This window comes from gamma proteobacterium symbiont of Axiagastus rosmarus, from assembly GCF_059730925.1.
This window is the reverse complement of sequence record NZ_AP035926.1, coordinates 490,946-516,910: the sequence shown is the minus strand read 5'-3', so window position 1 is coordinate 516,910 and position 25,965 is coordinate 490,946. Positions and strand designations below refer to the sequence as shown.

The 25,965-nt window shown below is 55.8% G+C and carries 26 protein-coding genes and 2 pseudogenes; 14 read left to right on the top strand and 14 right to left on the bottom strand.

The window, feature by feature from the left end; all coding sequences use genetic code 11:
- The first annotated feature begins 5 nt into the window (after positions 1-5).
- The 5 genes from AC6I8F_RS21735 to AC6I8F_RS21715 are packed head-to-tail and all read left to right on the top strand — an operon-like array spanning position 6 to position 5,121.
- Positions 6-1,208 (top strand): SfnB family sulfur acquisition oxidoreductase, encoded by a 1,203-nt coding sequence (locus tag AC6I8F_RS21735; RefSeq protein ID WP_498028869.1) that lies wholly within the window; start codon positions 6-8, stop codon positions 1,206-1,208.
- Positions 1,205-2,566 carry an LLM class flavin-dependent oxidoreductase gene (locus tag AC6I8F_RS21730; protein WP_498028868.1) on the top strand — a complete coding sequence of 454 codons (1,362 nt, stop codon included), beginning with the start codon at positions 1,205-1,207 and terminating at the stop codon, positions 2,564-2,566. Before AC6I8F_RS21735 ends, AC6I8F_RS21730 begins: the two co-directional genes overlap by 4 nt.
- Before the next feature lie 20 nt (positions 2,567-2,586).
- Complete coding sequence (locus AC6I8F_RS21725) at positions 2,587-3,387, top strand: MetQ/NlpA family ABC transporter substrate-binding protein (RefSeq protein WP_152390923.1); 801 nt, start codon at positions 2,587-2,589, stop codon at positions 3,385-3,387.
- 2 nt (positions 3,388-3,389) lie between these two features.
- Positions 3,390-4,487 carry a methionine ABC transporter ATP-binding protein gene (locus tag AC6I8F_RS21720; RefSeq protein WP_394517610.1) on the top strand — a complete coding sequence of 366 codons (1,098 nt, stop codon included), beginning with the start codon at positions 3,390-3,392 and terminating at the stop codon, positions 4,485-4,487.
- Complete coding sequence (locus AC6I8F_RS21715) at positions 4,471-5,121, top strand: methionine ABC transporter permease (RefSeq protein WP_021508962.1); 651 nt, start codon at positions 4,471-4,473, stop codon at positions 5,119-5,121. The genes AC6I8F_RS21720 and AC6I8F_RS21715 overlap by 17 nt, the downstream gene beginning before the upstream one ends.
- 7 nt (positions 5,122-5,128) lie before the next feature.
- Here the strand turns inward: AC6I8F_RS21715 and AC6I8F_RS21710 are convergent, their stop codons facing one another.
- Positions 5,129-6,031: a LysR family transcriptional regulator gene (locus tag AC6I8F_RS21710; protein WP_152390925.1), complete on the bottom strand. Its 903-nt coding sequence runs from the start codon at positions 6,029-6,031 to the stop codon at positions 5,129-5,131.
- 100 nt (positions 6,032-6,131) lie between these two features.
- Here AC6I8F_RS21710 and AC6I8F_RS21705 point away from each other — a divergent pair, with 100 nt between their 5' ends.
- Entirely contained in the window at positions 6,132-7,196 is a 1,065-nt protein-coding gene (locus AC6I8F_RS21705; RefSeq protein WP_336699178.1) for an SDR family oxidoreductase, read from the top strand.
- A gap of 21 nt (positions 7,197-7,217) precedes the next feature.
- Here the strand turns inward: AC6I8F_RS21705 and AC6I8F_RS21700 are convergent, their stop codons facing one another.
- From AC6I8F_RS21700 to AC6I8F_RS21685, 4 genes are read right to left on the bottom strand one after another with little or no spacing between them, the layout of a single operon-like run.
- Positions 7,218-7,847 (bottom strand): NrsF family protein, encoded by a 630-nt coding sequence (locus AC6I8F_RS21700; RefSeq protein ID WP_498028867.1) that lies wholly within the window; start codon positions 7,845-7,847, stop codon positions 7,218-7,220.
- Positions 7,840-8,391 carry a sigma-70 family RNA polymerase sigma factor gene (locus AC6I8F_RS21695; RefSeq protein WP_215481225.1) on the bottom strand — a complete coding sequence of 184 codons (552 nt, stop codon included), beginning with the start codon at positions 8,389-8,391 and terminating at the stop codon, positions 7,840-7,842. The genes AC6I8F_RS21700 and AC6I8F_RS21695 overlap by 8 nt, the downstream gene beginning before the upstream one ends.
- Before the next feature lie 17 nt (positions 8,392-8,408).
- Positions 8,409-9,638 carry a protein-disulfide reductase DsbD family protein gene (locus AC6I8F_RS21690; protein WP_104187502.1) on the bottom strand — a complete coding sequence of 410 codons (1,230 nt, stop codon included), beginning with the start codon at positions 9,636-9,638 and terminating at the stop codon, positions 8,409-8,411.
- A gap of 14 nt (positions 9,639-9,652) precedes the next feature.
- Positions 9,653-10,219, bottom strand: coding sequence for a peroxiredoxin (locus AC6I8F_RS21685; RefSeq protein ID WP_125310836.1), 567 nt, complete (start codon positions 10,217-10,219; stop codon positions 9,653-9,655).
- 183 nt (positions 10,220-10,402) lie between these two features.
- On the opposite strand from AC6I8F_RS21685, the gene AC6I8F_RS21680 reads away from it, so the two are divergent.
- On the top strand, positions 10,403-10,558 hold the full coding sequence (locus tag AC6I8F_RS21680) for a hypothetical protein (protein WP_021508969.1): 156 nt from the start codon (positions 10,403-10,405) through the stop codon (positions 10,556-10,558).
- 1 nt (position 10,559) lies between these two features.
- On the opposite strand, the gene AC6I8F_RS21675 is transcribed toward AC6I8F_RS21680, so the two are convergent.
- Positions 10,560-11,222, bottom strand: a complete 663-nt coding sequence (locus tag AC6I8F_RS21675) for a TetR/AcrR family transcriptional regulator (RefSeq protein WP_058781097.1) — start codon at positions 11,220-11,222, stop codon at positions 10,560-10,562.
- Positions 11,223-11,300: 78 nt separating this feature from the next.
- Here AC6I8F_RS21675 and AC6I8F_RS21670 point away from each other — a divergent pair, with 78 nt between their 5' ends.
- The 5 genes from AC6I8F_RS21670 to AC6I8F_RS21650 all read left to right on the top strand — a co-directional run bounded on the left by AC6I8F_RS21670 (position 11,301) and on the right by AC6I8F_RS21650 (position 14,795).
- Positions 11,301-12,818, top strand: coding sequence for an MDR family MFS transporter (locus AC6I8F_RS21670; RefSeq protein ID WP_498028866.1), 1,518 nt, complete (start codon positions 11,301-11,303; stop codon positions 12,816-12,818).
- A 259-nt stretch (positions 12,819-13,077) separates the two neighbouring features.
- A complete protein-coding gene (locus tag AC6I8F_RS21665; protein WP_021508972.1) occupies positions 13,078-13,629 on the top strand; it encodes a C40 family peptidase in 552 nt (183 codons plus the stop codon).
- A gap of 320 nt (positions 13,630-13,949) precedes the next feature.
- Positions 13,950-14,165, top strand: coding sequence for a YdgH/BhsA/McbA-like domain containing protein (locus AC6I8F_RS21660; RefSeq protein ID WP_058759052.1), 216 nt, complete (start codon positions 13,950-13,952; stop codon positions 14,163-14,165).
- 141 nt (positions 14,166-14,306) lie between these two features.
- Positions 14,307-14,465, top strand: coding sequence for a hypothetical protein (locus AC6I8F_RS21655; protein ID WP_164861079.1), 159 nt, complete (start codon positions 14,307-14,309; stop codon positions 14,463-14,465).
- A 114-nt stretch (positions 14,466-14,579) separates the two neighbouring features.
- Positions 14,580-14,795 carry a YdgH/BhsA/McbA-like domain containing protein gene (locus tag AC6I8F_RS21650; RefSeq protein ID WP_021508975.1) on the top strand — a complete coding sequence of 72 codons (216 nt, stop codon included), beginning with the start codon at positions 14,580-14,582 and terminating at the stop codon, positions 14,793-14,795.
- 352 nt (positions 14,796-15,147) lie between these two features.
- Here the strand turns inward: AC6I8F_RS21650 and AC6I8F_RS21645 are convergent, their stop codons facing one another.
- From AC6I8F_RS21645 to AC6I8F_RS21630, 4 genes are all read right to left on the bottom strand, one after another.
- Entirely contained in the window at positions 15,148-15,426 is a 279-nt protein-coding gene (locus AC6I8F_RS21645; protein WP_021508976.1) for a hypothetical protein, read from the bottom strand.
- A gap of 176 nt (positions 15,427-15,602) precedes the next feature.
- Positions 15,603-17,540 (bottom strand): MacB family efflux pump subunit, encoded by a 1,938-nt coding sequence (locus tag AC6I8F_RS21640; RefSeq protein WP_127834973.1) that lies wholly within the window; start codon positions 17,538-17,540, stop codon positions 15,603-15,605.
- Positions 17,537-18,712: an efflux RND transporter periplasmic adaptor subunit gene (locus tag AC6I8F_RS21635; protein WP_498029022.1), complete on the bottom strand. Its 1,176-nt coding sequence runs from the start codon at positions 18,710-18,712 to the stop codon at positions 17,537-17,539. Before AC6I8F_RS21635 ends, AC6I8F_RS21640 begins: the two co-directional genes overlap by 4 nt.
- A gap of 143 nt (positions 18,713-18,855) precedes the next feature.
- Positions 18,856-20,568, bottom strand: a complete 1,713-nt coding sequence (locus AC6I8F_RS21630; protein WP_498028865.1) for an ABC-F family ATP-binding cassette domain-containing protein — start codon at positions 20,566-20,568, stop codon at positions 18,856-18,858.
- Positions 20,569-20,899: 331 nt separating this feature from the next.
- Between AC6I8F_RS21630 and AC6I8F_RS21625 the strand changes: the two genes are divergently transcribed.
- Together AC6I8F_RS21625 and AC6I8F_RS21620 are read left to right on the top strand one after the other, a co-directional pair.
- Positions 20,900-21,118: a DUF7661 family protein gene (locus AC6I8F_RS21625; RefSeq protein ID WP_058770285.1), complete on the top strand. Its 219-nt coding sequence runs from the start codon at positions 20,900-20,902 to the stop codon at positions 21,116-21,118.
- A gap of 161 nt (positions 21,119-21,279) precedes the next feature.
- Positions 21,280-21,471: pseudogene (locus tag AC6I8F_RS21620) on the top strand (GNAT family N-acetyltransferase); the annotation flags it as partial.
- 18 nt (positions 21,472-21,489) lie between these two features.
- On the opposite strand, the gene AC6I8F_RS21615 reads toward AC6I8F_RS21620, so the two are convergent.
- From AC6I8F_RS21615 to AC6I8F_RS21600, 4 genes and pseudogenes are all read right to left on the bottom strand, one after another.
- A protein-coding gene (locus tag AC6I8F_RS21615) for an IS3 family transposase (RefSeq protein WP_117111563.1) occupies positions 21,490-22,637 on the bottom strand; the annotation gives its coding sequence in 2 pieces (ribosomal slippage) (positions 21,490-22,400 and positions 22,400-22,637; 1,149 coding nt in all).
- Between the two features lie 126 nt (positions 22,638-22,763).
- Positions 22,764-23,367 (bottom strand): annotated as a pseudogene (locus tag AC6I8F_RS21610) (tyrosine-type recombinase/integrase).
- A gap of 616 nt (positions 23,368-23,983) precedes the next feature.
- On the bottom strand, positions 23,984-24,184 hold the full coding sequence (locus AC6I8F_RS21605) for a hypothetical protein (RefSeq protein ID WP_498028864.1): 201 nt from the start codon (positions 24,182-24,184) through the stop codon (positions 23,984-23,986).
- 542 nt (positions 24,185-24,726) lie between these two features.
- The gene (locus AC6I8F_RS21600; protein ID WP_498028863.1) at positions 24,727-25,575 is read right to left on the bottom strand and encodes a hypothetical protein; all 849 of its coding nucleotides are present in this window, start codon (positions 25,573-25,575) and stop codon (positions 24,727-24,729) included.
- Between the last annotated feature and the right edge of the window lie 390 nt (positions 25,576-25,965).

The window sequence follows — 25,965 nt, the reverse complement described above, 5'->3', positions numbered from 1 at the left end:
CGATAATGACGCAGGTTTTCGCTAAAAAGCCGGCAGCACGCATCCGCAGTGCGCAGCAGGCCCTGCAGGTGGCAGAAGAGCTGGCTGAACGCTTTCGCAGCGGCGCAGCGCAGCGCGATCGGCAGCGTGAGCTGCCACATGCTGAACTTCAGCACTATTTCCAGTCTGGCCTGGGCGCCATTACCGTGCCGCGTGCGTGGGGCGGTATTGAGATTTCCAGCGCAGAACTGGCGCAGATTTTTGTCATGCTCAGCGCTGCCGATGCATCGATCGGTCAGGTGCCACAAAACCACTTCTACGCGCTGGAAGTGCTGCGCGTTAACGGCAGCGATGCCCAGCAACAGCGGCTGTACAACGAAGTGCTGGCGGGCGTTCACTATGGCAACGCGCTGGCGGAGTTCGGCTCTGCGGCGGCGCATCAGCGCACCACCGCCTTCAGCCAGACCGCCAGCGGGCTGCGCCTCAACGGCGACAAATTTTACTGCACCGGGGCGCTGTTTGCCGACCGCATCCCGACGCTGGCCATCGCCGATGACGGCAAAGAACAGCTGGTGTTTGTGCCGCGCCATCAGCCGGGCGTGACGGTGATTGATGACTGGAGCGGTTTCGGCCAGCGCACCACCGGCAGCGGCAGCGTGCAGTTTCGTGATGTGGCGATCGCGCCGGACGATGTGGTGCCGTTTCACAGCGCGTTTGAGCGGCCGACCACCGTCGGACCGTTTGCCCAGATTATGCATGCGGCCATCGACCAGGGCATTGCCCGCGCGGCCTTCAACGACATGCTGGCCTTTGTGCAGCAGCGCGCGCGACCGTGGCCGGACAGCGGCGTTAAGCGAGCCTGTGACGATCCGCTGACGCTGGATCGCGCCGGGCGGCTTGCCGCACGACTCAGCGCCGGTGATGCGTTGCTGGATGTCGCCGGGGAGGCGGTCGATATCGCCCAACGCAACCCGAGCGCTGAACACGTCGCGCTGGCATCGGTTGAAGTGGCGAAAGCGCGTGCCTGGACCACTGAGGTGGCGCTGGAAGCCGGCAACCTGCTGTTTGAGCTGGGCGGATCGCGCGCCAGCCTGCGCGAGCACAATCTCGATCGCCACTGGCGCAACGCGCGTACCCACACGCTGCATGACCCGGTACGCTGGAAATATCCGGTCATCGGCAACTATTTGCTTAACGGCGTGCTGCCGCCGCGACGGGGAACGCTATGAGCCGCAAACAGATTCTGCTCAATGCTTTTAACATGAACTGCGTGGGGCATATTCACCATGGCATGTGGACCCATCCGCAGGACCGCTCGGTGGAGTTCAATTCGCTGGCGTACTGGCTGGATTTAGCGCGTCTGCTGGAGCGTGGCCTGTTCGACGGACTGTTCATTGCCGATATTCTCGGCGTTTACGATGTGTATCAGCAGGGTATCGGCCTGACGGCGCGCGAGTCCATTCAGCTGCCGGTGAACGATCCGCTGATGCTGATTTCCGGCATGGCAAGTGTGACGCAGCATCTGGGCTTTGGCGTGACCGCCAATCTCAGCTACGAAGCCCCTTATCCTTTTGCCCGCCGCCTGTCGACGCTCGACCATCTGACCAATGGCCGCATCGGCTGGAACATCGTGACCGGCTATCTCGACAGCGCGGCGCGCGCCATGGGGCAGCAGCAACTGCTGGCGCACGATCGGCGCTACGACCAGGCCGATGAATTTCTCGATGTCACTTATCAGCTGTGGGAAGGCAGTTGGCAGGACGATGCGTTGCTGGCCGACAAACAGCGCCGGCTGTATGCCGACGCGCAGAAGATTCACGCGATCAATCATCAGGGTGAATTTTATCAGGTGCAGGGCTATCACCTGAGCAGCCCCTCGCCGCAGCGCACGCCGCTGCTGTTCCAGGCAGGCTCATCCGCACGCGGCGTGGCGTTTGCTGCGCGGCACGCCGAGTGCAGTTTCGTGAATGCCAGCTCGCCGGCGGCGCTGCGCGAGCAGGCGCAGCGTCTGCGCCACGCGGCGGTGGCGGCGGGTCGTCAGGCGGACGACTTACGCATCTTTATGGGCGTCAGCGTAATCGTCGCCGCCAGCGAACGCGAAGCGCAGGAGAAGCACCGCAGCTATCTGGAATACGCCAGTGCCGAAGCCGGCATTGCGCACTTCTCCAGCTCAATTGGCGTCGATCTCGCCGCGTTTGGCCTCGATGAACCGATTCACAGCGGCGACACGCGCGCCATTGAATCGGTGAGCAAAGCCTATAACGGCTGGACGCGTCGCCAGCTGCTGGAGCAGCACGCGTTTGGCAGCCGCTACCCGGTGATTGTCGGCAACCCGTCCCAGGTCGCCGACCAGTTGATCCGCTGGATTGATGAAGGTGACATCGACGGCTTCAATCTGACGCGCATCCTGAATCCGCAAAGCTACCGCGATTTTATTGAGCTTGTGGTGCCGGAACTTCAGCAGCGCGGCCGCTTTAAAACCGCCTATCAGCCGGGATCGCTCCGGCAAAAAATTTTTCAGCAGCAGGATCGTCTGCCCGCGCGCCACCCGGCCGCGCGCTGGCGGCCTGTGGCTGATGTTCGTTAAATTAACCTCAGGGAGTCAGGATGAAATTTGCCTCATTAGTGGCGCTGAGCGCCGCAATATTAACCGCCAGCGCGTTTGCCGCCGGTGACTACAGCGGCGCCCTCAAAGTCGGTACCACGGCGGCCTTCGCGCCGCCGCTGGAAACCGCCGTGGCTGAAGCGAAAAAGCAGGGACTGCAGGTGGAGCTGGTGGAGTTCACCGACTGGACTGCGCCGAACGTGAGTGTGGAAAATGGCGACATTGACGTCAACCTGTTCCAGCACAAGCCGTTTCTTGACAATGCCAACCGCGAGGGCGGTTTCCATCTGGTGCCGTATGCGCCCGCCATCATCAATAACATCGGACTCTATTCGAAGAAGCACACGGCAATCGATCAGATTCCGGACGGCGGCACGGTGGCGATTGCCAATGACCCGATTAACGGTGCGCGCGGATTGCTGCTGTTGCAAAAAGCGCAGCTGATTACGTTAAAACCGGGCAGCGGGCTGAAATCCACCGTGGATGATATCGCCAGCAATCCCAAACACCTGAAAATCATCGAAGTGGAAGCAGTGCAGTTGTCGCGCTCGCTGGATGAGGTCGACCTGGCGCAGGGATATCCGCACTATCTGCGTTTGTCTAAGAGCATCGACCCCAATAAGGCCCTGTTATTTGATGGCCTTGAGCATCCGGAATATGTGATTCAGTTCGTGATTCGCGACGGACATCAGGACGATCCGCGTCTCAAAAAGTTTGTTGATATCTATCAGCACTCGCCGGTGGTGCGCGCGAAGCTGGATGAGTTCTACGGCAAGCTGTATCAGCCGGGCTGGAGCCAGTAATCATGGTCAGCCTGACTCTTCCTGGCGAGCAGGCGGCGCTGCACACCACGACACCGGTGGCGGGCCGTGCGCATGTGCAGATCCGCGGGCTGAGCAAACGCTATGACGGCCAGTCGCAGGATGCGCTGAAGCACATCGACCTGCAGGTTAAACGCGGCGAGATTTTTGGCATCATTGGCCGCAGCGGTGCGGGCAAATCGACGCTGATCCGCTGTCTGAACCGGCTGGAAAATCCGACGCAGGGTGCGGTGGTGATTGACGGTATTGATCTCAGTTCACTGAGTGCCAGCCAGCTGGTGCAGTGGCGGCGCCGCACCGGCATGATTTTCCAGCACTTCAATTTACTGTCCGCTAAAACGGTGCGGCAAAACATTGAGCTGCCGATGAAGGTGGCTGGCATACCGGCGGCGCAACGGCGGCAAAAAGTGGATGAGCTGCTGGCGCTGGTTGGGCTGGAAGCGCGCCAGCATGCCTGGCCGGCGCAACTCTCCGGCGGGCAGAAGCAGCGCGTCGGCATTGCGCGCGCGCTGGTGCACGATCCGGAACTGCTGCTGTGCGACGAGGCAACCTCGGCGCTGGATCCGGAAACCACGCGCGCCATTCTCGCGCTGCTGAAAAAAATCAATCAGCAGCGTCATATCACTATTGTGCTGATCACCCATGAGATGGACGTGGTGCACGACCTGTGTCACCAGGTGGCGGTGATCGATCAGGGTGAAATCATTGAGCGCGGTCCGGTGTGGCAGGTGTACAGCGATCCGCAGCATGAGACGACGCGGCAGTTGCTTAATCCGCAATTCGGCGCGCTGCCGGAGGCCATCCAGCCGCTGCTGACGCCGCAACGTCAGGACGTGGACTCGCGTTTGCTGCTGCGGCTGCGCTACAGCGGGCAGGGCGCGCAGCCGGATCTGGCGGCGATCAGCGCACAGGTCAGCGGCGAGCTGACGCTACTGTATAGCGCGGTTGAATGGGTCGATCGCAAACCCACCGGCCAGCTGTTGCTGCTGCTGGATGCCCGGCACGACGCGCCGGCAGCCCTTACCGCGCTTCATCCGCTGGCGGACCAACTGGAGGTTGCAGGTTATGTCACTGGCTATTGATCGTTTATGGCAGGGGTTGCTGGATACGCTGCTGATGGTCGGCGTGTCGTCGTTGCTGGCACTGCTGATCGGTTTACCGATGGCGGTGATTCTGGTGGTGACCGGGCGCGGCGATCTGTTCCCCAATCCGCTGCTCAACCGGCTGCTGGGCTGGCTGGTGAACCTGTTCCGCTCGATTCCATTTTTGATTCTGATGGTGGCGCTGATCCCGTTTACCCGCTGGATTGTCGGCACCACCTACGGCGTCTGGGCGGCCGTGGTGCCGCTGACGCTGGCGGCGACGCCGTTTTTTGCCCGCATCGCGGAGGTGAGCCTGCGTGAAGTGGATAAAGGGCTGACGGAAGCGGCGCAGGCGATGGGCTTTCAGCGCTGGCATATTGTCTGGCACGTGCTGCTGCCGGAAGCGCGGCCTGGCATCGTTAGCGGTTTTACCATTACGCTGGTGACGATGATTAATGCCTCGGCGATGGCCGGTGCGATTGGCGCCGGCGGGCTGGGCGATCTGGCTTATCGTTACGGCTACCAGCGTTTCGATATGCAGGTCATGCTCACGGTGATCGTGGTGCTGGTGGCACTGGTCACGCTGCTGCAGCTGTGTGGCGACCGGCTGTCGCGCCGGCTGAACCATCGCTAAAGGCGTTTTACCTGATCTGCAGGCCGTCAAGCGCCGCCAGCAACGCGTCGACCTTCGGCAGCAGCTGTTTGCGCCGCGGCCAAATCACCGACAGCGGCAGACCGTCCGGCTGCTGCTGCGGCACAATCACTTCCAGCGCGCCGCTCGCCAGCGCGTCACGCACCAGCCATGACGGCATCTGCGCCACCCCGAGGCCAGCGCACAGCGCCTGCATTTGTGCATCCACGTCGCCCAGCGCCATGCGAGACGGCACCTGACGCCAGTGCGGATGTCCATCCTCCGTGGTGAACAGCCACGGCTTGGTGCTGCCGTCAACGCGCTCGTACAGAATCGCCCGATGCTGTAGCAACTCGCTCTCGCTGGTTGGTCTGCCTGCGCGCGCCAGATAGTCCGGCGCGGCGCAAAACACCATACGCTCGCGGCCCATCGCCCGGCAGCCGAGCGAGGCGGGCAGATCCGGCGAACCGCCGATGCGCACCGCGACATCAATGCCCTCATCAAACAGATCAATAAAGCGATCCGAGAAGGTCAGGCTGAGTTCCACATCCGGATGCTGCTGACAGAACGGAATCAGCAGCGGCATGACGCCGAGGCGGCCATAGGTATTGGGCACCGCCAGCCGCAATCGCCCGGAAGGAATGGTGCGCTGCGCCGCCAGCACTGCTTCGGCTTCCGCCAGCTCCTCCATAATGCGCAGGCAGGTCTGGTAATAGGCGCTGCCGGCGTCGGTGAGCGTCAGGCTGCGGGTGGTGCGCTCCAGCAGGCGTGAGCCGAGCCGCGCTTCCAGCCGCGTCACGCTTTTACTGATGGCGGAACCGGTCAGGTGCAGGCGCTCAGCGGCAGCGGCAAAACTGCCGCATTCGACACTGGCGACAAAAGGAACGATGTCTTTCAGACGCTGATCGTGCATGTATTAATGAATCCAGTTCAGGAATGATGTGAATTAATGCCACGGCTAAGAATTTAATTCTCTATTACGCTAAGGATAACTGCAACAGAGGAGATTCGACATGCAAAAACAGGCGTTAATCGTGGGGATCAGCGGGGTTATCGGTCGTGCGCTGGCGGAAAGGCTGCAAAGCGAGGGCTGGCAGGTAACCGGTTTGTCGCGCGGACGCGGTGCCATTCCGGAAGGCTGCCGCAGTCTGACGGCCGATCTGACCGATGCAGAAGCGGTGCGCAATGCGCTGGCGCAGGAAAAACCGGATGCGCTGTTCTTTAGCGTCTGGTCACGCCAGGCGAATGAAAAAGAGAACATTCGCGTTAACGGCGGCATGGTGCATAACGTCATTGCCGCGCTCGGCGAGCGGCTGAACGGCGCGCATGTGGCACTGGTGACCGGGCTGAAGCACTATCTTGGTCCGTTCGAAGCATATGGCAAAGGTGCGGTGCCGGTGACGCCGTTCCGCGAAGAGCAGGGCCGTCAGCCGGTCGATAACTTTTACTATGCGCAGGAAGACGAAGTGTTTGCCGGCGCAGAGCAATATGGCTACAGCTGGAGCGTGCACCGTCCGCACACCATCATCGGTTATGCATTGGGTAACGCCATGAACATGGGGCAGACGCTGGCCGTTTACGCCACGCTGTGCCGTGAAAAAGGCTGGCCGTTCATCTTTCCCGGCTCGCCGCAGCAGTGGAACGGTCTGGCCGATGTTACCGAAGCCGGTTTACTGGCGGAACAGCTGCTGTGGGCGACCCGTGCTGAAGGGGCTGCCAATCAGGATTTCAACGCGGTGAACGGCGATGTGTTCCGCTGGAACTGGCTGTGGCCGCGTCTGGCAGACTATTTCGGTATTGAAGCTGCAGACTATCCGGTGCAGATGATGCCGCTGGAAGGACGCATGCAGGAAGCCGCTGCGGCCTGGCGTGAGATCGCTGCGCGCTATCAGCTGCGTGAAGCGGACATCGATAAACTGGCGTCGTGGTGGCACACCGATGCGGATTTGGGCCGGCCGATGGAGGCGTTTACCGATATGAGCAAGAGCCGTAAAGCCGGCTTTACCGGCTATCGCGCCACGCTGGATTCCTTCACCCAGCTGTTCGACCGGCTGCGGGCGGAGCGCATCATTCCCTGATAGCGTTACTGGCCGGCGTCGTCAGGCGATCTGCACCCAGCGCCGGCCAAGCAATACGGTCAGCACGATGATGCTCACGATGGCCGCCAGGTGCTGCAGCAAATCCAGCGCATGCAGATGCACCGGATGACAGAACGCCAGCAGGCTTACCGCCATGCAGGCGACGCCCAGGCCCGCCATGGCCAGACTGCGGGCCGGATAGAGTGTTCGCGTCCGGCGCAGACTGAGGATGGTCAGCAGCAGCATCGGCAGACTCACCACCAGCAGGAAAACAAAGCACGGCAGCGTGTCGTGCTGCTGCAGCGGCGCGGCCGTCTGCAGCAGACTGCTGGCGCTCAATCCCAGCCACAGCAGGCCCGGCGGCAACAGCAGCTTTGCGCTAATGCCGCGCCGCCCTGCAATGCTGAGTTCAAAGGCGCTGCGCATCGCCAGCAGCCCGAGGATAAAGGCCAGCATCAGTTGCAGTGCGGCCTGTATTGCGCCGGCCTGCGACCAGTCGGTCAGGGTGCGCGGCACCAGCAAACTGGCCGCGATGCCGGCCGGTAGCGCCAGCGCCAGCCAGCCCAGCACGCGTTTTCCGGTCGCCGGCGGGCGTTTCACCGGGCGCAGATCGCGCCCCAGTTTTTCAATCAGCAAATGATGATCAGTCATGGTTTGCTCCAAAGCGGCGCAGATTGATGAGCGCGCGGTGCAGCAGCGATTTCACCGCCGACACGCTCAGATTATGGTGTGCCGCCGCCTCGTTCAGGCTCATCTCATGCAAATGAACATGCTCAACGATTTCACGCTGACGCAGCGGCAGCTGGCTGAGATAGCCCGCCAGCTCCTGCCGGGTGTCCAGCTGCTGCTGTTCTGCCGTGCTGGCGGGATCGGCGGCCTGAGCGTCGTCAAGCGTACAGTGCTGCTGGCGGCCGCGGCGGCGCAGGGCATCAATCGCGCGCGCCGAGACTATCGCCGTCAGCCAGGGCAGAAAAGGGTAAGCGGGATCGTAGGTATGGCGTACGCGATGCAGCGTGAGCAGCACATCCTGAATCACATCTTCCGTTAAGGCTTCATCGCTCAGCCTGCGCCGCACCTGTGCGCGTATCACCGGCACCAGCGCCCGCAGCAGCCGGGTATAGGCACACTGATCCCCGGCCTGCGCGCGTTCCATCAGTCCGGGCCAGTTTTCACGTGCGCTATCGCCTGTGTGCATACGCTGCCTTGTTGCCGTTACGTCTTCTTCGCTGCCGCCTGGTTTAACGCATCCACTACGATGCCGGGTGTCAGCACCTGCGGCAGTACTTTCGGTGGTCCGCCATCAGCCGGATACACCAGGTACATTGGTAAACCGCCCTGACCAAACTCACTCATCACGTCATCAACGTCCGGGTTAAATTTAGTCGAGTCTGCCACCATGTACAGCGTACCGGTTTTCGCCAGTGCGGTTTTCACCGCCTGGGTCGACAGCGAGGTCTTCTCGTTCACCTGACAGGTGATGCACCATGATGCGGTAAAATCGACAAAAATTGCTTTGCCATGCCCGCGCTGAGCGGCCACCGCCTGCGGCGTCCACGTCTGTTTGCTGACCTGCGCCTGTATATCGCCTTGCAGCGCCGCGCCTGGCTTGATCAGCCCCGGCAGCGGCGCGATCACCGCAATCAGCAATATCGCCGTGACGCTGAACAGCGCTTTGTGCCCTTTTCCGGCAAAGCGGCGCTGCTGCGCCATGCCATACAGCCAGCCGGCAAACGCCAGCACCACCGAGGCGGCCAGCACAACAGCCAGCGCGCTGCTGCCCGCCTGCTGGGCCAGAATCCACACCAGCCAGGCCCAGGCACCGAGCATGGGAAAGGCCAGCCCGCGCTTAAGGATATCCATCCAGACGCCAGGGCGCGGTAAAAATCGCGCCAGCGGTGGGAACAGCGACAGCAGGGTAAAGGGCGCGGCAAAGCCGAGCGCCAGCGCAAAGAAAATAACCAGCGCAACCGCAGGGGGCTGCACCAGCGCGTAGCCGATGGCGCTGGCCATAAAGGGCGCGGCGCAGGGTGTGGCAACGATGATCGCCAGTGCCCCGGTCAGCGCGGAACGCAAAAAAGCGCCGCGCTGGATGTCGATGGCCCCGACGCGCTGCACCGTCAGCCCCACCTCAAAGACGCCAAGCAGGTTAAGCGCGGCAGCCAGCATCACCAGCGACAGCAGGGCGATCACCAGCGGTGACTGCAGCTGAAAGCCCCAGCCGACCGCGGCGCCACCCGCGCGTGCGGCCAGCAGAATGCCAGCCAGCGCCATCATGGTCACCAGCACGCCGAGCAGGAATCCGAGGCCTTCACGGCGCGCGCTGGCAGCCTGGCTTTGATGGCGCAGCAGGCCAAGCGCTTTCAGCGAAATCACCGGAAAGACGCACGGCATGAGGTTGAGGATGATGCCGCCCAAAAAGGCGGCCAGCATCGCGGTTAACATGGCTGGCCTCTCACTTACTGCGCTTGCGGATGCGCAGCGTCATACTCTTTCACCGCCGCCAGCGCTTTTTCGATGTGGGTATCCGGGTTTCTGTCGGTATAGCTCAGCAGAATATTGCCGTTGGGGGCAATCACATAAGAGGTGCGGTCAGACAGCGTTTTGCCTTTTATCTGCATCAGCGTTTTATATTCGGCGGCCACTTTGGCGCCCGGATCGGCAGCCACGGCGAATTTGTCACGGCACTCCAGCTTAGAAAAATCGCTGATCTGCTCGGTGTTACCGGCAGTGACGCCAATCACCGTGGCGCCCATTTTTTTGAAATCATCCGTGGCTTCGGCGAAGTCGTGCGCCTCGATGGTACAACCCGCGCTGAAGGCCGCCGGGAAGAAGTAGAGCACCACCGGCCCTTTTTGCAGCGCCTGCTGCAGCGAGAAAGTGAGCGGCTTACCGGCCAGCGCGCCCTGAAGTTCAAAGTCAGGTGCTTTGGCCCCGACGGGCAGCGCCGCGCCAGCAGCGAAGGCGGCGAGGCTCAGCGTGGTGCCGAGGGTGAGAGTAGCGATGAGATGCCTGATAGTTGTCATGATCTGCTCCTGCGGTGAAAGAGGTCCGGTTAGGGGTGTTCAGTCAGACAGTTCGCCGCAGTCGGTAAAAAGTTGCGCGAAGGGCAAAAAAAAGCAGGGCAGATCCCTTTTTCCCGTCTCGTTTATTTATTCTTTGCGTGAAATCCTTACAATAATCGCCTGATGTTTTTTTAGGTTTTAGATATGTCTTCAACGTCTTGCGATAAACAGAACAGTGAAACCCAGCAGCTGCTGGCCTCCCTTGAACAGCACATTGCCGAGCCGCCTCCCCGGGTGCAGCCGGTGCCGGAAGATTTCTGGCAGCAGTTAGAGACGCTGACCCACGGCGACGACGCCTGACTCAGTTGCGCGGCTGTATACCGTGGCACACCATGCTCAGGGTGTGCTGCAGAATCATTTCGGTATCAAAGCCCGGCTCGTGGGCAAAGCGGGTAAAGGGCACCAGTACCATGCTGAGAATTGAGGTCATCAGCACATCGACATTCAGCTGGTTATTCAGTAATCCCTGCTGCTGCCACTGAATCAGCAACGCGCGAATCCGTTCGCGTCCGGCATGACCGTGACGCTGTTTCAGCGTGCCGCCCAGCCCCTGACCACTGGCGACTTCCTGCAGCCACAGCGGTGCGAACCAGTCATGACTCAGCACGATATCCGCAAACTCTTTAATAAATCCGCTGATCGCAGCGACAGGGTCATTACTCTCTTCGACAAAATGCGCTTCCAGCCGTTGCCGTAACGGCACAAAACGTTCCGCGACCACGGTATCCAGCAGTGACTCGCGCGACTGAAAATAGTAATTCAGCATGGCAGGGCTGACGCCGGCTTTACGGGCTATGGCGTTGAGCGAGGTTTCCGCGATGCCGTTTTGCGCATACAGCGTGAGCGTAATGTCGAGCAGATGCTCGCGCTGCTGGGCATTGATTGCGCCGCCGCGTGGACGGCCCGGCCGGCGGGGTTTATCAGAAGGCGTTGTCTCGCTCTCCATCACTTTTTGTGCGGTCATCTTTACGTACTCACGGGTTTCGTGTCAGACTTTGGTTCATATTAATTGTGCATTTAATTAATTTCAAACGGTGTCGTTATGAAACCTCAATCTATCACATCGCAGCGCGACAGCGGGGCAACCCGCCCGCCTTCCATTCGCCTGCTGATGGGCGCGCTGATGCTGGTGATGCTGCTGTCCGCGCTTGATCAGACCATCGTCTCGACCGCGCTGCCGACTATCGTCGGCGAACTGGGCGGGCTGGATCGCCTGTCGTGGATCGTCACTGCTTACATGCTGGCCTCAACCCTGGTTGTGCCGCTGTACGGCAAATTTGGCGATCTGTTTGGCCGCCGAACGGTGCTGCAAATCTCGGTGGTGCTGTTTTTGCTGGGCTCGGCGCTGTGCGGGCTGGCGCAAAACATGCCGCAGCTGATTTTTACCCGCGCGCTGCAGGGACTGGGCGGCGGCGGATTGATGGTGGTGAGCATGGCGGCGGTCGCGGATGTCATTCCGCCCGCCGATCGCGGCCGGTACCAGGGCCTGTTTGGCGGCGTGTTTGGTCTGGCGACGGTGATTGGGCCGCTGCTGGGCGGTTTTATCGTGCAGCACATGTCCTGGCGCTGGATTTTCTACATTAATCTGCCGCTCGGCCTGCTGGCTCTGCTGATCATTAATGCGGTGTTTAAAGCGGATAGCCGACGCAAACCCCATGAAATCGATTATCCGGGTGCGGTGTTTCTCAGCCTGGCGCTGGTGGGCGTGACGCTGTTTACCAGTGAAGGCGGCACGCTGCGCGAATGGTCAGATCCCCAGCTATGGTGCATTCTGGCCATGGGGCTGGTTGGCGTGTTGGGGTTTATTTATGAGGAGCGACGCGCATGGGAACCGATCATTCCACTCGATCTGTTCCGCAATCGCAGTTTTTCCCTCGCCAGTCTGATGGCGTTTATTATCGGCATGGCGCTGTTTGGCAGCGTGACGTTTTTGCCGCTTTATCTGCAGGTGGTAAAAAACGCCACGCCCACCGAGGCCGGACTACAGCTGTTACCGCTGATGGGCGGGCTGCTGGTCACCTCGATCATTAGTGGTCGCATGATTAGCCGCAGCGGGAAATACCGTTTGTTCCCCATCGCCGGGACGCTACTGGCCACAACCGGGATGGCGCTGATGACCACGCTGACGCTGGATGCGCCGCTCTGGCACATTTATGTGTTCTCCAGCGTGCTCGGCATGGGAATGGGCATGACTATGCAGGTGCTGGTGCTGGCGGTGCAAAATGCGGTGACGCCCGATCGCATCGGCGTAGCGACCTCATCGGTTACGCTGTTTCGCTCGGTGGGCGGTTCGATCGGCGTTGCGCTGTTTGGCGCTGTGTTCAGTCACGTGCTGAAATCCGGAGCGACCCGACTGATAGAGCAGGGTAATGTGCTGCCGCCTTCGCTGGATCCGGTCGCCGTGAACCATTTGCCTGCAGCGCTGCGTCAGGCTTATTTGCTGGTGTTCAGCGATGCAGTGCATGCCGCATTTCAGATGGCCGCCGGCGTTATGCTGCTGGCGTTTATACTTTCGCTGCTGCTGCCGGAGTCGCCGCTGCGCGATAACGTGCGCAATTAAGCTTTCCGGTTATTTCGCAGCAGGTCCGTCGGTCAGGCTGCGGAATAAAATTTAAACGCAATTTGCCGGATAAATATGCGCTGTCGGCGCAAAGCAGCAAAAGATATAGATTTTTATCCTAAATACATAGCGTTACCTTTCTGTAAACTTAGGTAAAAATAGTGAAGACAGCGAGAATTCGGGCGGAGACGCTTTATTTCTGCAACTTCTTTACGGTATAAATCTGCTATCCCTGTTATCCACTGTGAAACGTCACCCTATGATTGCTACTGCGGCCCGCAACCTGATTGCCTGCCTGATGTTATTAACCCTGGCTGGCTGCTCGTCTCACTCCTCGCCAGCACCGGAGCAGGAAAGTGTTGATACCTCGCAGGACGGTGGTAAACAGCCCGATTTAATTCCGGTAATAGCCGCTTTGCACGATCAAATGCATTCGTGGGAAGGCACCAAATATCAGTGGGGCGGAACGCAATTATCCGGCGTTGACTGTTCCGGATTTGTCTGGCGCACCTTAAAAGATCGTTTCAATATTCCCATGGATCGCGTCACAACGCGTGAATTGATCGCCATGGGTAAGCCGGTCGATCAGGCGCATTTACAGCCTGGCGACTTAGTGTTCTTCCGCATTAAGCATGAGCTGCATGTCGGCTTTTACGATACCGATCGCCAGTTCCTGCATGCCTCAGTCAGCCAGGGCGTGATGCGCTCGTCACTGAATAATCCGTACTGGAAATCGGTATATTTAGAAGCCAGACGACTTCCGCGCGAGCAAAATTCGCAGATCAGTTTCAATTATAAAAATAAAGTTTGAGGTCAGACTTCCTTCCACAAAATCGCGGCGCGACGTTTTCGCGCCCGTGCTCAGACCCATCCTGCCGTCAACCATACGTCTCCTGTTTCAGTGGCAATTCGCATCCAACATGATGGCTGCTTTAACGCTCTGTGCCGCTTTATGGGTATTGAAATCCAATCAACCTATTGATTATAAGTAAATAATTTAAATATCACGCATTAACAATTAGTGCGATCATAGTATTCGCACTAATTATCAATTTTGTAATAGTAAACATGGTTATTATTATCTCCATCGAAGGCGCAGCGCCTTCTCATCAAACGCTAAGGAATATGACCATGAAAACTATCAAAACACTGACCATTGCCGCCGCCGCCGCGCTTTCCCTGATGTCTGCTGCCAGCTTCGCGCAAACCGTTTCAGCCACCTCCACCACACTGGATGGTGCCGAAGCGAAAATTGCCGCTCAGGCTCAGCAGCAGGGGGCGCAATATAAAATTCTGGAAGCCAGCACCAACAACCTGGTGCATATGACCGCTGAACTCTACAAATAACGGATGGTTGCACAGGGATGTGCCAGAACGGGTCGTCTGACGGGCGGCCTTTTTTGTCGTGCAGTCAGGCTCGCAGCGTATCAAGCATTCTGGCGATATTGCTGAATTTGCAGCGCAGACTGTCTGGCAGGAGAACGCAATATGCTGAACAACGTGGATATCAACCGGCAGGCGCTGGCTTTTGCAGATGCATTACGCACGCAACGCCATGCTCACGTTCCGGTGATTCGTTTTGCCCACTGGCCGCAATTTATCGCGACGGTGCGCGCTGAGCTGGCGCAACCAGGCAATCAGAAATAATTAGCACGATCACGATAACCGCTCTAATTATCAATTGCAGTATAGTAACCTGAGTTATTATTAGTTCCATCGAAGGCACACAGCCTTCAGCCACAACCATTAAGGAATAAGACCATGAAAACCATTAAAGCTATGTCAATCGCCGCTGTTGCCGCTCTTTCACTGATGTCAGCTGCCAGCTTTGCCCAGAGCGTAACCGTGACTTCCTCTACGCTGGACGGTGCAGAAGCTAAAATCGCCGCGCAGGCGCAACAGCAGGGCGCTCAGTATAAAATTACTGAAGCCAACACCAACAACCGCGTGCACATGACGGCTGAACTGTATAACTAAGTTCAGACTGGTTCACTGCGTTAAGGCCGCCTTCGGGCGGCTTTGCTGTTTCCGGCCCGGCTGAAAGCTATCAAAAGCAGCAGGCTGGCGTTCGAAATTTGACCAATCCTGCTCAGCGGGCGCAACAGGCGGAGCCCAGGCGTTTATCCACAGGATAAGCCAGCCTCTTTGCACGTCAGTTGTGGATAACTGCTTTAATATCAAACCGTCAGGCGATAAACGCTGAGTGGATTTCCCGACTTACCCGTCGGTTATTTTGTCAGAAATGAATCCGGTTGCGGCTAAATAAACGCGAAGCGGGTGAGTTTATTTCACCATTTCAAAACACATTACGTTTGCGTAATCTGCACCGTTATTTTTTCTGGTCGTCGTCAAAATGGCGAGAGGGAATCAGATTTTTCTCTTTATTAACCGGCGTTCTTTTCGACCGGCCTTTGTCCAGCAGGCAGTCGCGGCAACAGGCTATTTGCGGATGGTGGATACGCGCTACCGTCAGCGCCTGATGCACGGTATACAAAGAGCCGATAAAGCGCTTTTCTTCTTCAAATTCCAGTACGTAACAGCCTTTTTTATGCAATACCCAGCCGGCGTCCGGATCGTGACATAAATAAAAATAGTGCGGTTCTAACATAACTTACTCTCGGGCGAGTGATAGCCATCGAATAGATAATCGGTGATGTGTCTAAATTAGAGACGCGTTCAGTCTACGCCGATGATGACCTGCGGGGCTAATTGATTTAATGACTTTCGGATTAGACCTGAAATGACCGGACCAGCATGAATAACGTGCCGGTCCGGTTGCTGATTTTATTCGCTGGCGAGCGCGGCGACCGGATCCATTCGTGCGGCTTTGCGCGCGGGCAGATAACCAAATATCATGCCGATAATGGTTGAGCAGGCAAACGCTGCGCCAGCCGATTGCCACGAGTAAATGGCGGTCAGCACGCCGCCAGCCAGTAGTGAAATGACCGGACCTATCACCAGAGACAGCGCCACGCCGAGCGATCCGCCCACCAGGCACACCAGCACGGCCTCAATCATAAATTGCTGCATAATGTCGCCGCGTCGCGCACCCACCGCCATGCGCACACCAATCTCGTGGGTGCGTTCGGTCACCGACACCAGCATGATGTTCATTACGCCAATACTGCCGATCATGAGCGCAATCGAAGCCACCAGTAAAATCAGCAGCGTCAGCGTGGCCGCCGCACCTTCTATCGCTTTACGATACTTGTCCCGGTTGAACATCAGGAAATCTTTGGTGCCGTGGCGCGCCGTCAGCAGCTGGGTGAGCGATTCCACCGCCGCACCGCTCACCACATCATCTTTAAGTTTGATGCTTATGCTGGTGAGCGCGGTCTGACCGCTGATGCGATACATCACCGTGCTCCACGGCAGCCAGACGCTGAGACGGTTGGGCGAAAGCCCATCTTCATTGTTGGCCACGCCAATAACCCGCACCGGCACCGATCCCAGCACAATCATTTTGCCAATCGGGCTCGGGCCCTGTTCGCCAAATAATTTATTGCGTGTGTTGATATCAATAATGACTTCCTGGCGCGCGTGCCGCTCATCGCTGAAGTTGCTGCCTTCCACCAGCTTAATGCCCTGAATGCGAAAATAGTCGACGCCTACGCCGGAAACTGAAGTTTTGGAGGCGTTGGCCAGGTAGCGAATGGGCTGTGTGGCGATGATCTCCGGACTGACGGCGGCGACAAACTGCTGGCGCGCAATCACATCGGCATCGGCCATCACCAGGGTTTGTACCGGATGCGCATCATCCTCGACATAATCGCCCCCGGCATAGATAGAAACCACATTGGTACCCAGTCCGGAAATGCTCTCCAGCGTTTTTTCCCGCGCGCCCTGGCCCAGCGCCACCACGGTGACGACGGCGGCAATGCCAAAGATGATGCCGGTCATAGTCAGTGCGGTGCGCAGGCGGTGGGCGTTCATGGCATTCAGCGCCATGCGTAATGATTCGCGCAGCCGGTCAAGCAGACCGCGGAATCTGCTTTGCCGCTTGCGTGGCGCTGGCGTAAAGCGCGTTTTTGCGGCCGTGGCAGCGCTGCCGCTGTCGGCAAAAATCTCGCCGTCCTGAATTTCAATGATGCGTTCCGCGTGCTGCGCCACTTTCATATCGTGGGTAACGATAATCACCGTGTGACCTTCGCGGTTCAGTTCGCTGAGGATGCGCAGCACTTCTTCACCGGAGTGCGAATCGAGCGCGCCGGTGGGCTCATCGGCGAGGATAATTTCGGCACCGTTGATCAGTGCACGCGCAATACTGACACGCTGCTGCTGGCCGCCTGACAGCTCGCCCGGCTTATGCTGTTCGCGCCCCTGTAATCCGAGCCGTGCCAGCAGCTGTGCGGCGCGCTGACGGCGTGCGGTGCCGGATAAATTGGCGTAAATCGCCGGTATTTCAACGTTGCTCAGCGCGCTGAGATCTGGCATCAGGTGATAGCGCTGAAAGATAAAGCCGATGTGCTCGCGCCGCACTTGCGCCAGCGCATCGGGCGAGAGCGTGGCGGTATTTTTACCGCCAATCAGGTAATTACCGCTGTCCGGCGCATCAAGGCAGCCAAGAATGTTCAGCAGCGTGGATTTGCCTGAGCCCGAGGGCCCGATGATCGCCACCATTTCGCCGCTGGCAATCTGCAGATTAATGTTTTTCAGCACCTGCAGGGATTGGGAACCATTGACGTAGCTGCGCTGAATGTTGTGCAGTTCGATGATATTCACATCACCACCTTGTCCGCGCCCGGCTGCTGCGTGGCAAGGATCACTTTTTCCCCTAAGCGCAGCCCGCTCAGCACCTGAATGTCAACGCTGTCGCTGATGCCGGTGGTGATGTAGCGCTTCTCAGGCTGATTATTTTGATCCGCGATTTCGACGTAAGTACGACCATCGCTGGCCTTTTTCGTGGCCTGTACCGGCACCAGCAGCGCGTTTTTTGCCTGGTCACGCAGCAGATTAACCTGCGCCGTCATGGAGATGCGCAGCGCATTATCCGGGTTCGGCACATCAAGCAGGGCGTTGTAATACACCGCCGCGTTTGTGCTGCTCGCGGTATTGCTTTCACTGTTACCCATCAGCGCATCATCTTTCATCACCGACTCAGGAGCCAGTTCGATGCTGCGCAGCGTGGCGTTATAACGTTTATCCGGGTTGGCGAAGGTGGTAAACCACGCCTGCTGGCCGGGCTGAATATTGGTAATGTCCGCCTCGGAGATTTGCACTTTGATGGTCATGGTGCCGAGCTGCGCCAGTTTGGCGATGGTCGGGGCGCTCTGTACGGCGTTTACGGTCTGGCCCTGCTTCGTGACGATCGCCACTACCGTGCCGTCAATGGGTGCCATGATGCGCGTGTAGCCGAGATCGAGTTGCTTTTTATCCACTTCGATCTGCGCCTGAATCACCCGCGCCTGCTGCGCCGTCAACTCTGCCTGGGCGATGCGCCACGCTTCGGCGGCGGTATCAAAATCCTGGCGGGAAACGGCATTGGTTTTAACCATCTGCTGCAGGCGCTGAAACTGTGCCTGCTGGCGTACCAGCGTAGCCTGACGGGTCTGTAAATCCGCCTGCGCCACGCTCAGCGCCGCCTGCGCATTACGCAGATCGCTGCGCTGCGGCTGATCATCGATCTCCGCGATCAGCTGGCCCTTGCGCACGTTGTCGCCAGCTTTGATATACAGCTTTTTCACCTGACCGGAGACCTGCGCACCGACGTTAACGCGCTCAATCGCGTCCATTTTGCCGGTAGCGGCAATCACGTTTTCGATGTCGCCCTGACGCACCGCGGCGGTCATCAGCGGATTGGGTTTACTGCGTGACGCCGAATACGTCCAGAGAACCAGAATCATCACCAGCGCAGTTAGCGCGGCAAACAGCCATTTTTTCGTCATTGTGTGCATCATCGTCCCTTAAATTTAGCGAGAATAATAATCACTAAGCGGGACAAACTGGAGAAAAATTCTGCGGAATTTTGTCAGCCGCAGGGGAGTGCGCCATCCCTGGCGCAGTTTATGGGTTTGCGATACCCCGTCAGTCAATCCGTTCAGAGCAGATTCAGCTGTTGCTTCAGCTGCGCAATCTCCCTGCGCCACTGCTGCTGTTGCGCCGGTTTCTGATGCTTTGCCTTACGCGCTTCGTCCTGCTGCAGCTTTTCTTCCAGCACCAGCAGCGTCTGCAACAGCGCATCTTCATCGCCCGGGCGGTCATCGACGGCGGCAGCGGCAAGCGGGTAATCGACTGGCACATGGGCGGTGGCCAGCCGGGCGGTCACCTGCGGCCAGTCGTGCCACTCGCTCAGCTGCTGCTGTTCAATCAGCCAGAAGCGATTGCAGCTGCTGGCGATCAGGCTGCGGTCATGAGACACCAGCAGCACCGCGCCGGCGAACTGCTGCAGCGCCTGCGCCAGCTCCTCTTTGCCTGTCATATCCAGATGGTTGGTCGGTTCATCCAGCAGCAGCAGCGAGTAGCGTGCCAGCGTCAGGCCGACAAACAGCAGGCGCGAGCGCTCACCACCGCTGAGGGAGGCAACCTTCTGCTGGTGGCGCAGCCAGGGAAAGCCTGCGCTAATCAGCGCCATTTTGCACTGCTCATCGCTCAGCGCAGCGAAACCGTGCAGCGCCGCGCTTAATGTCTGGTCGTCACGCAACTGTTGCAGGCTCTGGTCGTAGTAGCCAACGCGGGCGCGCGGATGAAACAGCGGGCTGTCGCCTTGCTGCCAGCTGTGCCACAGCTGGCGCAGCAATGAGGACTTGCCGCAGCCGTTGTGGCCGACAATCGCGATGCGATCACCACTTTTCACCTGCAGCGCCGGCAGGGAAAAAAGGGGCGGCGCCCCGGCAGCAGGCTGAATCGACATCGGCGGCAGCGCCAGCACGCGATCCGCCTGCAGCGCTTCGCCCTGTAACTGCAGCTGCCACGGACTGCCGGCGCTGAGCGTGGTCTGCGCGGCTTTCAGCCAGTCGATGCGCTTCTCCATCTGTTTTGCTTTACGCGCCAGACCTTCGTTGTCATAGGTCCGACCCCAGATCGCCAGCCGTTTTGCGCTGCTCTCAACCCGGGCGATCTCCTGCTGCTGTGCCTGGTGGCGCTGCGCATCGGCTTCATCCTGCTGCGCCAGCGCCTCGCGGGCGGCCGTGCAGGGCAGACGGAAAACATGCAGCGTGCGATCGCGCAGGATTGCGCTGCAGTTGGTGACGCGGTCCAGCAGCGCGCTGTCGTGGGACACCAGCACAAAGCTGCCCTGCCAGCCGATCAGAAAATTCTCCAGCCACAGTAGGGTCGGCAGGTCGAGATGGTTACCCGGTTCGTCCAGCAACAGTAAATCGGGCTGCAGAATCAGCGCGCGCGCCAGCAACAGCCGCATATGCTGTCCGCCGCTCAGCGTCGCCGCGGTTTGTGACTGCTGCGCTGTGCTGAAACCCAGCGTATGCAGCAGCGCCTCAGCACGCCAGCGCTCGCTGTTGCGCTGTGCTGCGGGCAGCCGGTCGATCACGCCATCCAGCAATGAGGCCCCGAATAACGTTTCCGGCAGGTGTTGTTCGATGCGCGCCAGCAGACAGTGGCTCGCTGGCGTGACGCTGCCGTGACTGGCGGCCAGTTCACCGCTGAGAATTTTCAGCAGGGTACTTTTACCGCTGCCGTTGTCGCCAATCAGACCGATGCGGTCGCCTTTTTTCAGGCTGAAATCCAGGGAATGGAAAAGCGGGCCAAAGGCATTGTCGAAGCCGACGGCATGTGCGGAAAGGAGTGTGCTCATCTACTTACTCTCAAGTTGCAGGCGCAAAAAAGCCTGACGTCAGAATTTCGCTGACGACAACCCGGTAAGCCGGAGAGAAGGGATTAAATTGTCAGAACTTCGCTCAGGCGGATTATCGCAGCACGAGTGCGGTAAAACCTGAGCGGGTCCAGTCACCATAGAAGTGTGAGTAAACAAACAGTTCACACGACGGCATAGAGATCCTCCTTAGTTATCAGCAGGTGAATAAGTCAGCCGATAATAGTGGCGGTGTGCGGCTTTTTCCAGCGATTTGTATCGGCGTTGGTATAGTATGGCGCCAGAGCCTGATTGATATCACAGGAGAGTGAATATGTTGATTTATGACGTTTTTGGCCGCCACATTGGCGTTCTGCGCAAGGAGGATGGCTGGCAGGTATTTCGCGCCGACGTGACAGAAAGAAAATTTTCGCGAATGTTTGATATCGCTATTCCAGATGATATGCCAGAAGACGAAATTGCAGGCTGGCTGGGTGATATCTTTCATGAAGCTGCAACTGAGCATCATCCCGATGTGAAACGCATCGAATAAAACCTGATTGTGTTGAGATGTTTGCCTTTGGCATAAAGCGGACGGTGCACAAGTCCATGTCCGTTATGAGCGAGGAGCAGACATATCATCCTCAAGATAGCTAGTAATTAGGGTTGTCCCATCCCCCGTTTGGGCTGATGCTTTCCTTAGCAGGATGTTTTATGTTGGTCACATTCATCCTGCAGGGTATAACCATGATAAAAGTTGTGAAATCTGATCCATTTTATTCAGAATTTCATTACCTAATCGAATTGCTATCAGCGGAAATTGCCGCTATTACAGGTGATAATGGCAAAAGCAATTTCACCGCTGAAGCCATGGGTGATGATAAAGCTTTGTGGGCTTTAGCAAAGTGAATCGCCACGGATAATCTAGACACTTTCGAGCCGTTGATAATATTTGTTTTCGTATTCAGTTGGTGGCATCTGATCGCTCGAGCCATGCCGACGCTTACTGTTATAAAACATTTCGATGTAATCAAAAATATCACTGCGGGCTTCTTCCCGTGTTCCGTAGATCTTTTTCTTAATCCGTTCGCGTTTCAGTAGCTGGAAAAAGCTTTCCGCAACCGCGTTGTCGTGACAGTTACCGCGACGACTCATGCTGCCTTCCAGACCGTGTGATTTCAGGAACGATTGCCACTCATGGCTCGTGTATTGACTGCCCTGATCAGAATGAACCAGTACCTGTTTTTGAGGATTACGCCTCCACACCGCCATTAATAATGCGTTCAGGACAATCTCTTTTGTCATGCGGGGTTGCATTGACCAGCCGACAACTTTCCGGGAGAACAGGTCAACCACCACGGCCAGATACAGCCAGCCTTCGTGAGTTCGGATGTAGGTTATGTCCGTCACCCAACGCTCATCTGGTGAGTCCGGATTGAACTGCCGCTGGAGCCTGTTCGGTACCACGATGCTGGCTTCGCCTTTACGTGCCCGTGGGCTACGGTACCCAACCTGAGCTTTTATACCGGCACGCTTCATCAGCCGCCAGACCCGGTTCACTCCGCACTGCTGCCCGCTATCCCGCAGGTCCAGATGGATCTTGCGATAACCATAGACGCAGCCAGACGCAAGCCAGAACTGTTTGATCTGCCCGGTCAGCATCTGGTCTGCCTGGTGACGCTGTGAATGTGGCTGCTGAAGCCAGACATAAAATCCACTCGGATGGACGTCCAGAACCCGACAGAGCAAACGAACAGGCCAGCAACGGCGGTTGTCGCGGATAAAGGCGTACCTCAGTCGGACAGTTTTGCGAAGTACGCCGCGGCTTTTTTTAGTATGTCTCTCTCGTCGGTAACCCGCTTCAGCTCTTTCTGGAGTCGGCGGATCTCGGCCTGAGCATCTGACTGTTCTTTATTAGTGGATGAGTCCGGGCCGTACTTCTTTATCCAGGCGTAAAGACTGTGGGTGGTGATATCGAGACGTGTTGCAACGCTGGAAACAGAATGACCGCGATCAACAACCTGTTTGACTGCTTCGATTTTAAACTCTTCGGGATAACGCTTACCGCTCATGGGCACCTCTCTTTAAGCCATCTTAAATGACTCCGAGGTGTCTGTTAAAGCCGTGGCGATTCACCCTACCAACATTCGTAACGTCCACTTTTGGCACAGGGCTGCTGCTGTTGCAGCCCTCACGAATTAAACTTCAAAAGACTCAGCTATCTCCAGAGCATCATCCACTTCAATACCGAGATAACGGACTGTACTTTCGAGGTTTTTGTGACCTAACAGTAGCTGGATCACTCGAAGATTCTTCGTTTTTTTTATAGATCAGATATGGCTTGGTTCTTCGCACAGAATGCGTACTGTACAGAGTCTCGTCGAGACCCAGCTTATCAATCCATCCATGAAAAATACGGTTATATTGCCTGGTTGAGATATGTAGTGAAGAACCGATGCGGGACTGGAACAGATAGTCGCTACTACGTTGATGAGCCATTTTGATCCACGCTGCCACAGCCTCTCTGGTTCCCTTAGTCAGTTCAAACTGAGCGGGGCTTCCCGTTTTTTGCTGCAGCACTGTCGCTCTGCCCGAAACAGAGTGCCCATAGGCCACATCAGAAAGTTTTAGCTTAACCTGATCACAGCCCCGAAGTTTACTGTCCAGAGCCATGTTAAACAGAGCTAAATCGCGTAATTTTCCTTCCAGCTCAAATCTGATAAGGATTCCCCAGATATGAGAGATCTGAAGAGGCCGTTTCTGGCCAATAATACGGCCCTTTTTCCAGGGGGATGTTGTCATGCTCAATCTCCTTAGGGTTAGTAGATGTGATTATGGTTGTCCCATATGAGCGAAAAGCGGACATGGCTCACTCACTTTTAAACTGTAATAACAAAACTACCATATCGCTTATATAATCTATAATCTATAATCTATAATCTATAATCTATAATCTATAATCTATAAACTAGACGCTTCGTTGATTCCATGGATGTATATTAGGACTAAAGGCTGAGCGTAAGAATGTTGTTAAAGCGTTATCAGTTTCAATTGCGCATTTGCAAACTTGTACTTTATAGGTTCCGCTTAATACGTTCATGCGAATGTTCCCGGCGTCCGCCCCCCGATGCGCGACATCTCCTCGTGCAGTTACGAAGTCATTTATTGCTTTTACTCCGAGCGTCCAACTTGAAGCTAAATTCTGAATGCCTAAAATCTTGTGAAAACCTTCATTTATATTATTGCTTTTGGGGTGTTCAGTCCAGTAAACCATTCCCGGACAATCTCAATATAAATAACCTTCCAACCGTCACCAGCCATAGTTAAAGGTTTAAGTTGATGTTTAGAATTTTTTACATAATCTGATATTGTTTTTTACAATATCAGGCAAATCATCCGGTGAAACGCATCTATTAATCTAGTGTTTAACCGATTCGATCATAACTTCCTCAATGTATAATTCCCATGCGGCACAAAGCAATAAAATCCCAGCTCTTGTTAAATGTCCCAACCCCATATTTCCGGGGATGCCATTTTGTATGCTTGAATGTCTTTGAATAATTCTATCTATATCACGCATCATTACACCTTCAAATTTCCCTAATGCACTAGATGGCATTAATCCCTCCTTGATTGAAGTTAAACAATCAAAATCCAAGATTACCGTTCACAATTTTTATTATCGGCCTGTATATGAATTACTTTAGGAAGGGTTTTTGCTGTGATCAGCTTAAATTTAACCTTGATCAATTACCTCATTTCATAAGTTATAAATGTCCCATTTTTTTACAAGGTCGACATTCAGAGCCTGAATTATCGTCAGCCCTAGAATTTAAGCAGTAACAATGCAGCCACCTCGTAAATACCGCTTCTGTGGCATAAAGGCGCCAAATGACGCCTAAAAAAGGGGCCGAACGTCCGACGAATATGATACTGTCGTATAAATCCTTCTATATCTGACATTTCCCTCAAGTCACCCAGGCTTTCAGCAATGAAGTGGTTTACGTAAACCCTTATAACCCCTGAGAGCAGGCTTTACTTTTCCTGAGACATAAAATGCGTGACTTGCGTGTTCTAAGTGCGGCCTGCCTAATGCTAACACGTAGGGAGATTCAGCGATGGCCACAGAACTTAACAAGGTAACTCTCTGTTAACATTTCCTTAGTCTTCACAAAAAGGCTGTTCTTTCATGAATTCATCGAAGTTTAAAATTTTCACCTTTAATAAATCCTTTGGGAAACGTTGATAAACCCTGTCATTCGAAATAAATAAATCGACATGATGGCAGTACGCAATATGACAGATGTCGTGACTATCATTCTTACCGGGTTGATTACCTGTTTTCATTGCATCTAAAATATAAACAGTTAAGCACTTTAAATAATCATCTAATATTTTACTATGATAGTATGTATTGATGGATTTTAGATACTCAGGAGTGAAATTGCGTTCTGGATCTGATTCTGTTCCTGGTCTGAACTTTCTTATTCCAAACTCATTGAGAAATCCTATTATATTCATATCCATAAGCACTCTAATTTCTGCTTCTGTGTAAGGGTTGACTCGAAGCGAGTCTCTATCCTCCTTTTCTGTTGACATTGTTTCTTTTAAAACTGATATGGAATCCTCTACTAGCATATTGTCATAATTAGTTAGCGTCTCAATAGAATACACTTCCCCACCGAGATCGATTTTAATATTCTTTGCTTCAGATAGCGTATCTGTTCTAATAATTTCTTCCATTAACATCTTTGTGGCTGGTACGTCATAATCATTTAAACTAATTCCAAATGCCTTAGCCTGTAAAGTACCTACGGATTCCCATATGATTTTTACATCACGACTTAAAATGTTGATTAGAGAGGCTTTTCGTATATTGTACTCTTTTTCTGAGGTCATCCCTGCAATCAGTTCCATGATGCCAAGCTGTGAACATACAAGTTCAATGTTATTTTTTTTAGGGATTTTATTTAGCTGCCTTAGTATATTTGTATCCAGATATGCTTTCATTTTTTAATGCACCTTTATTTTATATAGTGATTAAATATCACTGATTGAATACTCGTACATTTATGAAAAGAACTCAAGAAGCACCTTTGCTCACTTATTGCTGAAGATCGCTTTTTGAACATTTATCGCCACATGCAACTATCATTCGAAAGGGCTTTGACCTTATCCCCGTTTATTAATACACAGCGATGTTAGTAATGTCCGCTTTTGGCACAAAGCGGACGTTCACAGCAATTCCAGCTGTCCAGTGGCATTTGACACTAACAGGCAGTATGCAGCCAGTGGATTGTTTGCCATGAATCGAAACGCTCTGGTTGAGCATACTTACCGGCGGCGGCGCATTAGAGAATAGGTTTGCTACTGGCCTTTGGCGGCGCCAGCCTGCTGCTG

Bases quoted from the DNA above. Each gene is read 5' to 3' on its own strand.
- AC6I8F_RS21735 (WP_498028869.1), top strand. From the start codon at position 6: ATGACGCAGGTTTTCGCTAAAAAGCCGGCAGCACGCATCCGCAGTGCG.
- AC6I8F_RS21730 (WP_498028868.1), top strand. From the start codon at position 1,205: ATGAGCCGCAAACAGATTCTGCTCAATGCTTTTAACATGAACTGCGTG.
- AC6I8F_RS21725 (WP_152390923.1), top strand. From the start codon at position 2,587: ATGAAATTTGCCTCATTAGTGGCGCTGAGCGCCGCAATATTAACCGCC.
- AC6I8F_RS21720 (WP_394517610.1), top strand. From the start codon at position 3,390: ATGGTCAGCCTGACTCTTCCTGGCGAGCAGGCGGCGCTGCACACCACG.
- AC6I8F_RS21715 (WP_021508962.1), top strand. From the start codon at position 4,471: ATGTCACTGGCTATTGATCGTTTATGGCAGGGGTTGCTGGATACGCTG.
- AC6I8F_RS21710 (WP_152390925.1), bottom strand. From the start codon at position 6,031: ATGCACGATCAGCGTCTGAAAGACATCGTTCCTTTTGTCGCCAGTGTC.
- AC6I8F_RS21705 (WP_336699178.1), top strand. From the start codon at position 6,132: ATGCAAAAACAGGCGTTAATCGTGGGGATCAGCGGGGTTATCGGTCGT.
- AC6I8F_RS21700 (WP_498028867.1), bottom strand. From the start codon at position 7,847: ATGACTGATCATCATTTGCTGATTGAAAAACTGGGGCGCGATCTGCGC.
- AC6I8F_RS21695 (WP_215481225.1), bottom strand. From the start codon at position 8,391: ATGCACACAGGCGATAGCGCACGTGAAAACTGGCCCGGACTGATGGAA.
- AC6I8F_RS21690 (WP_104187502.1), bottom strand. From the start codon at position 9,638: ATGTTAACCGCGATGCTGGCCGCCTTTTTGGGCGGCATCATCCTCAAC.
- AC6I8F_RS21685 (WP_125310836.1), bottom strand. From the start codon at position 10,219: ATGACAACTATCAGGCATCTCATCGCTACTCTCACCCTCGGCACCACG.
- AC6I8F_RS21680 (WP_021508969.1), top strand. From the start codon at position 10,403: ATGTCTTCAACGTCTTGCGATAAACAGAACAGTGAAACCCAGCAGCTG.
- AC6I8F_RS21675 (WP_058781097.1), bottom strand. From the start codon at position 11,222: ATGACCGCACAAAAAGTGATGGAGAGCGAGACAACGCCTTCTGATAAA.
- AC6I8F_RS21670 (WP_498028866.1), top strand. From the start codon at position 11,301: ATGAAACCTCAATCTATCACATCGCAGCGCGACAGCGGGGCAACCCGC.
- AC6I8F_RS21665 (WP_021508972.1), top strand. From the start codon at position 13,078: ATGATTGCTACTGCGGCCCGCAACCTGATTGCCTGCCTGATGTTATTA.
- AC6I8F_RS21660 (WP_058759052.1), top strand. From the start codon at position 13,950: ATGAAAACTATCAAAACACTGACCATTGCCGCCGCCGCCGCGCTTTCC.
- AC6I8F_RS21655 (WP_164861079.1), top strand. From the start codon at position 14,307: ATGCTGAACAACGTGGATATCAACCGGCAGGCGCTGGCTTTTGCAGAT.
- AC6I8F_RS21650 (WP_021508975.1), top strand. From the start codon at position 14,580: ATGAAAACCATTAAAGCTATGTCAATCGCCGCTGTTGCCGCTCTTTCA.
- AC6I8F_RS21645 (WP_021508976.1), bottom strand. From the start codon at position 15,426: ATGTTAGAACCGCACTATTTTTATTTATGTCACGATCCGGACGCCGGC.
- AC6I8F_RS21635 (WP_498029022.1), bottom strand. From the start codon at position 18,712: ATGCACACAATGACGAAAAAATGGCTGTTTGCCGCGCTAACTGCGCTG.
- AC6I8F_RS21630 (WP_498028865.1), bottom strand. From the start codon at position 20,568: ATGAGCACACTCCTTTCCGCACATGCCGTCGGCTTCGACAATGCCTTT.
- AC6I8F_RS21625 (WP_058770285.1), top strand. From the start codon at position 20,900: ATGTTGATTTATGACGTTTTTGGCCGCCACATTGGCGTTCTGCGCAAG.
- AC6I8F_RS21605 (WP_498028864.1), bottom strand. From the start codon at position 24,184: ATGCCATCTAGTGCATTAGGGAAATTTGAAGGTGTAATGATGCGTGAT.
- AC6I8F_RS21600 (WP_498028863.1), bottom strand. From the start codon at position 25,575: ATGAAAGCATATCTGGATACAAATATACTAAGGCAGCTAAATAAAATC.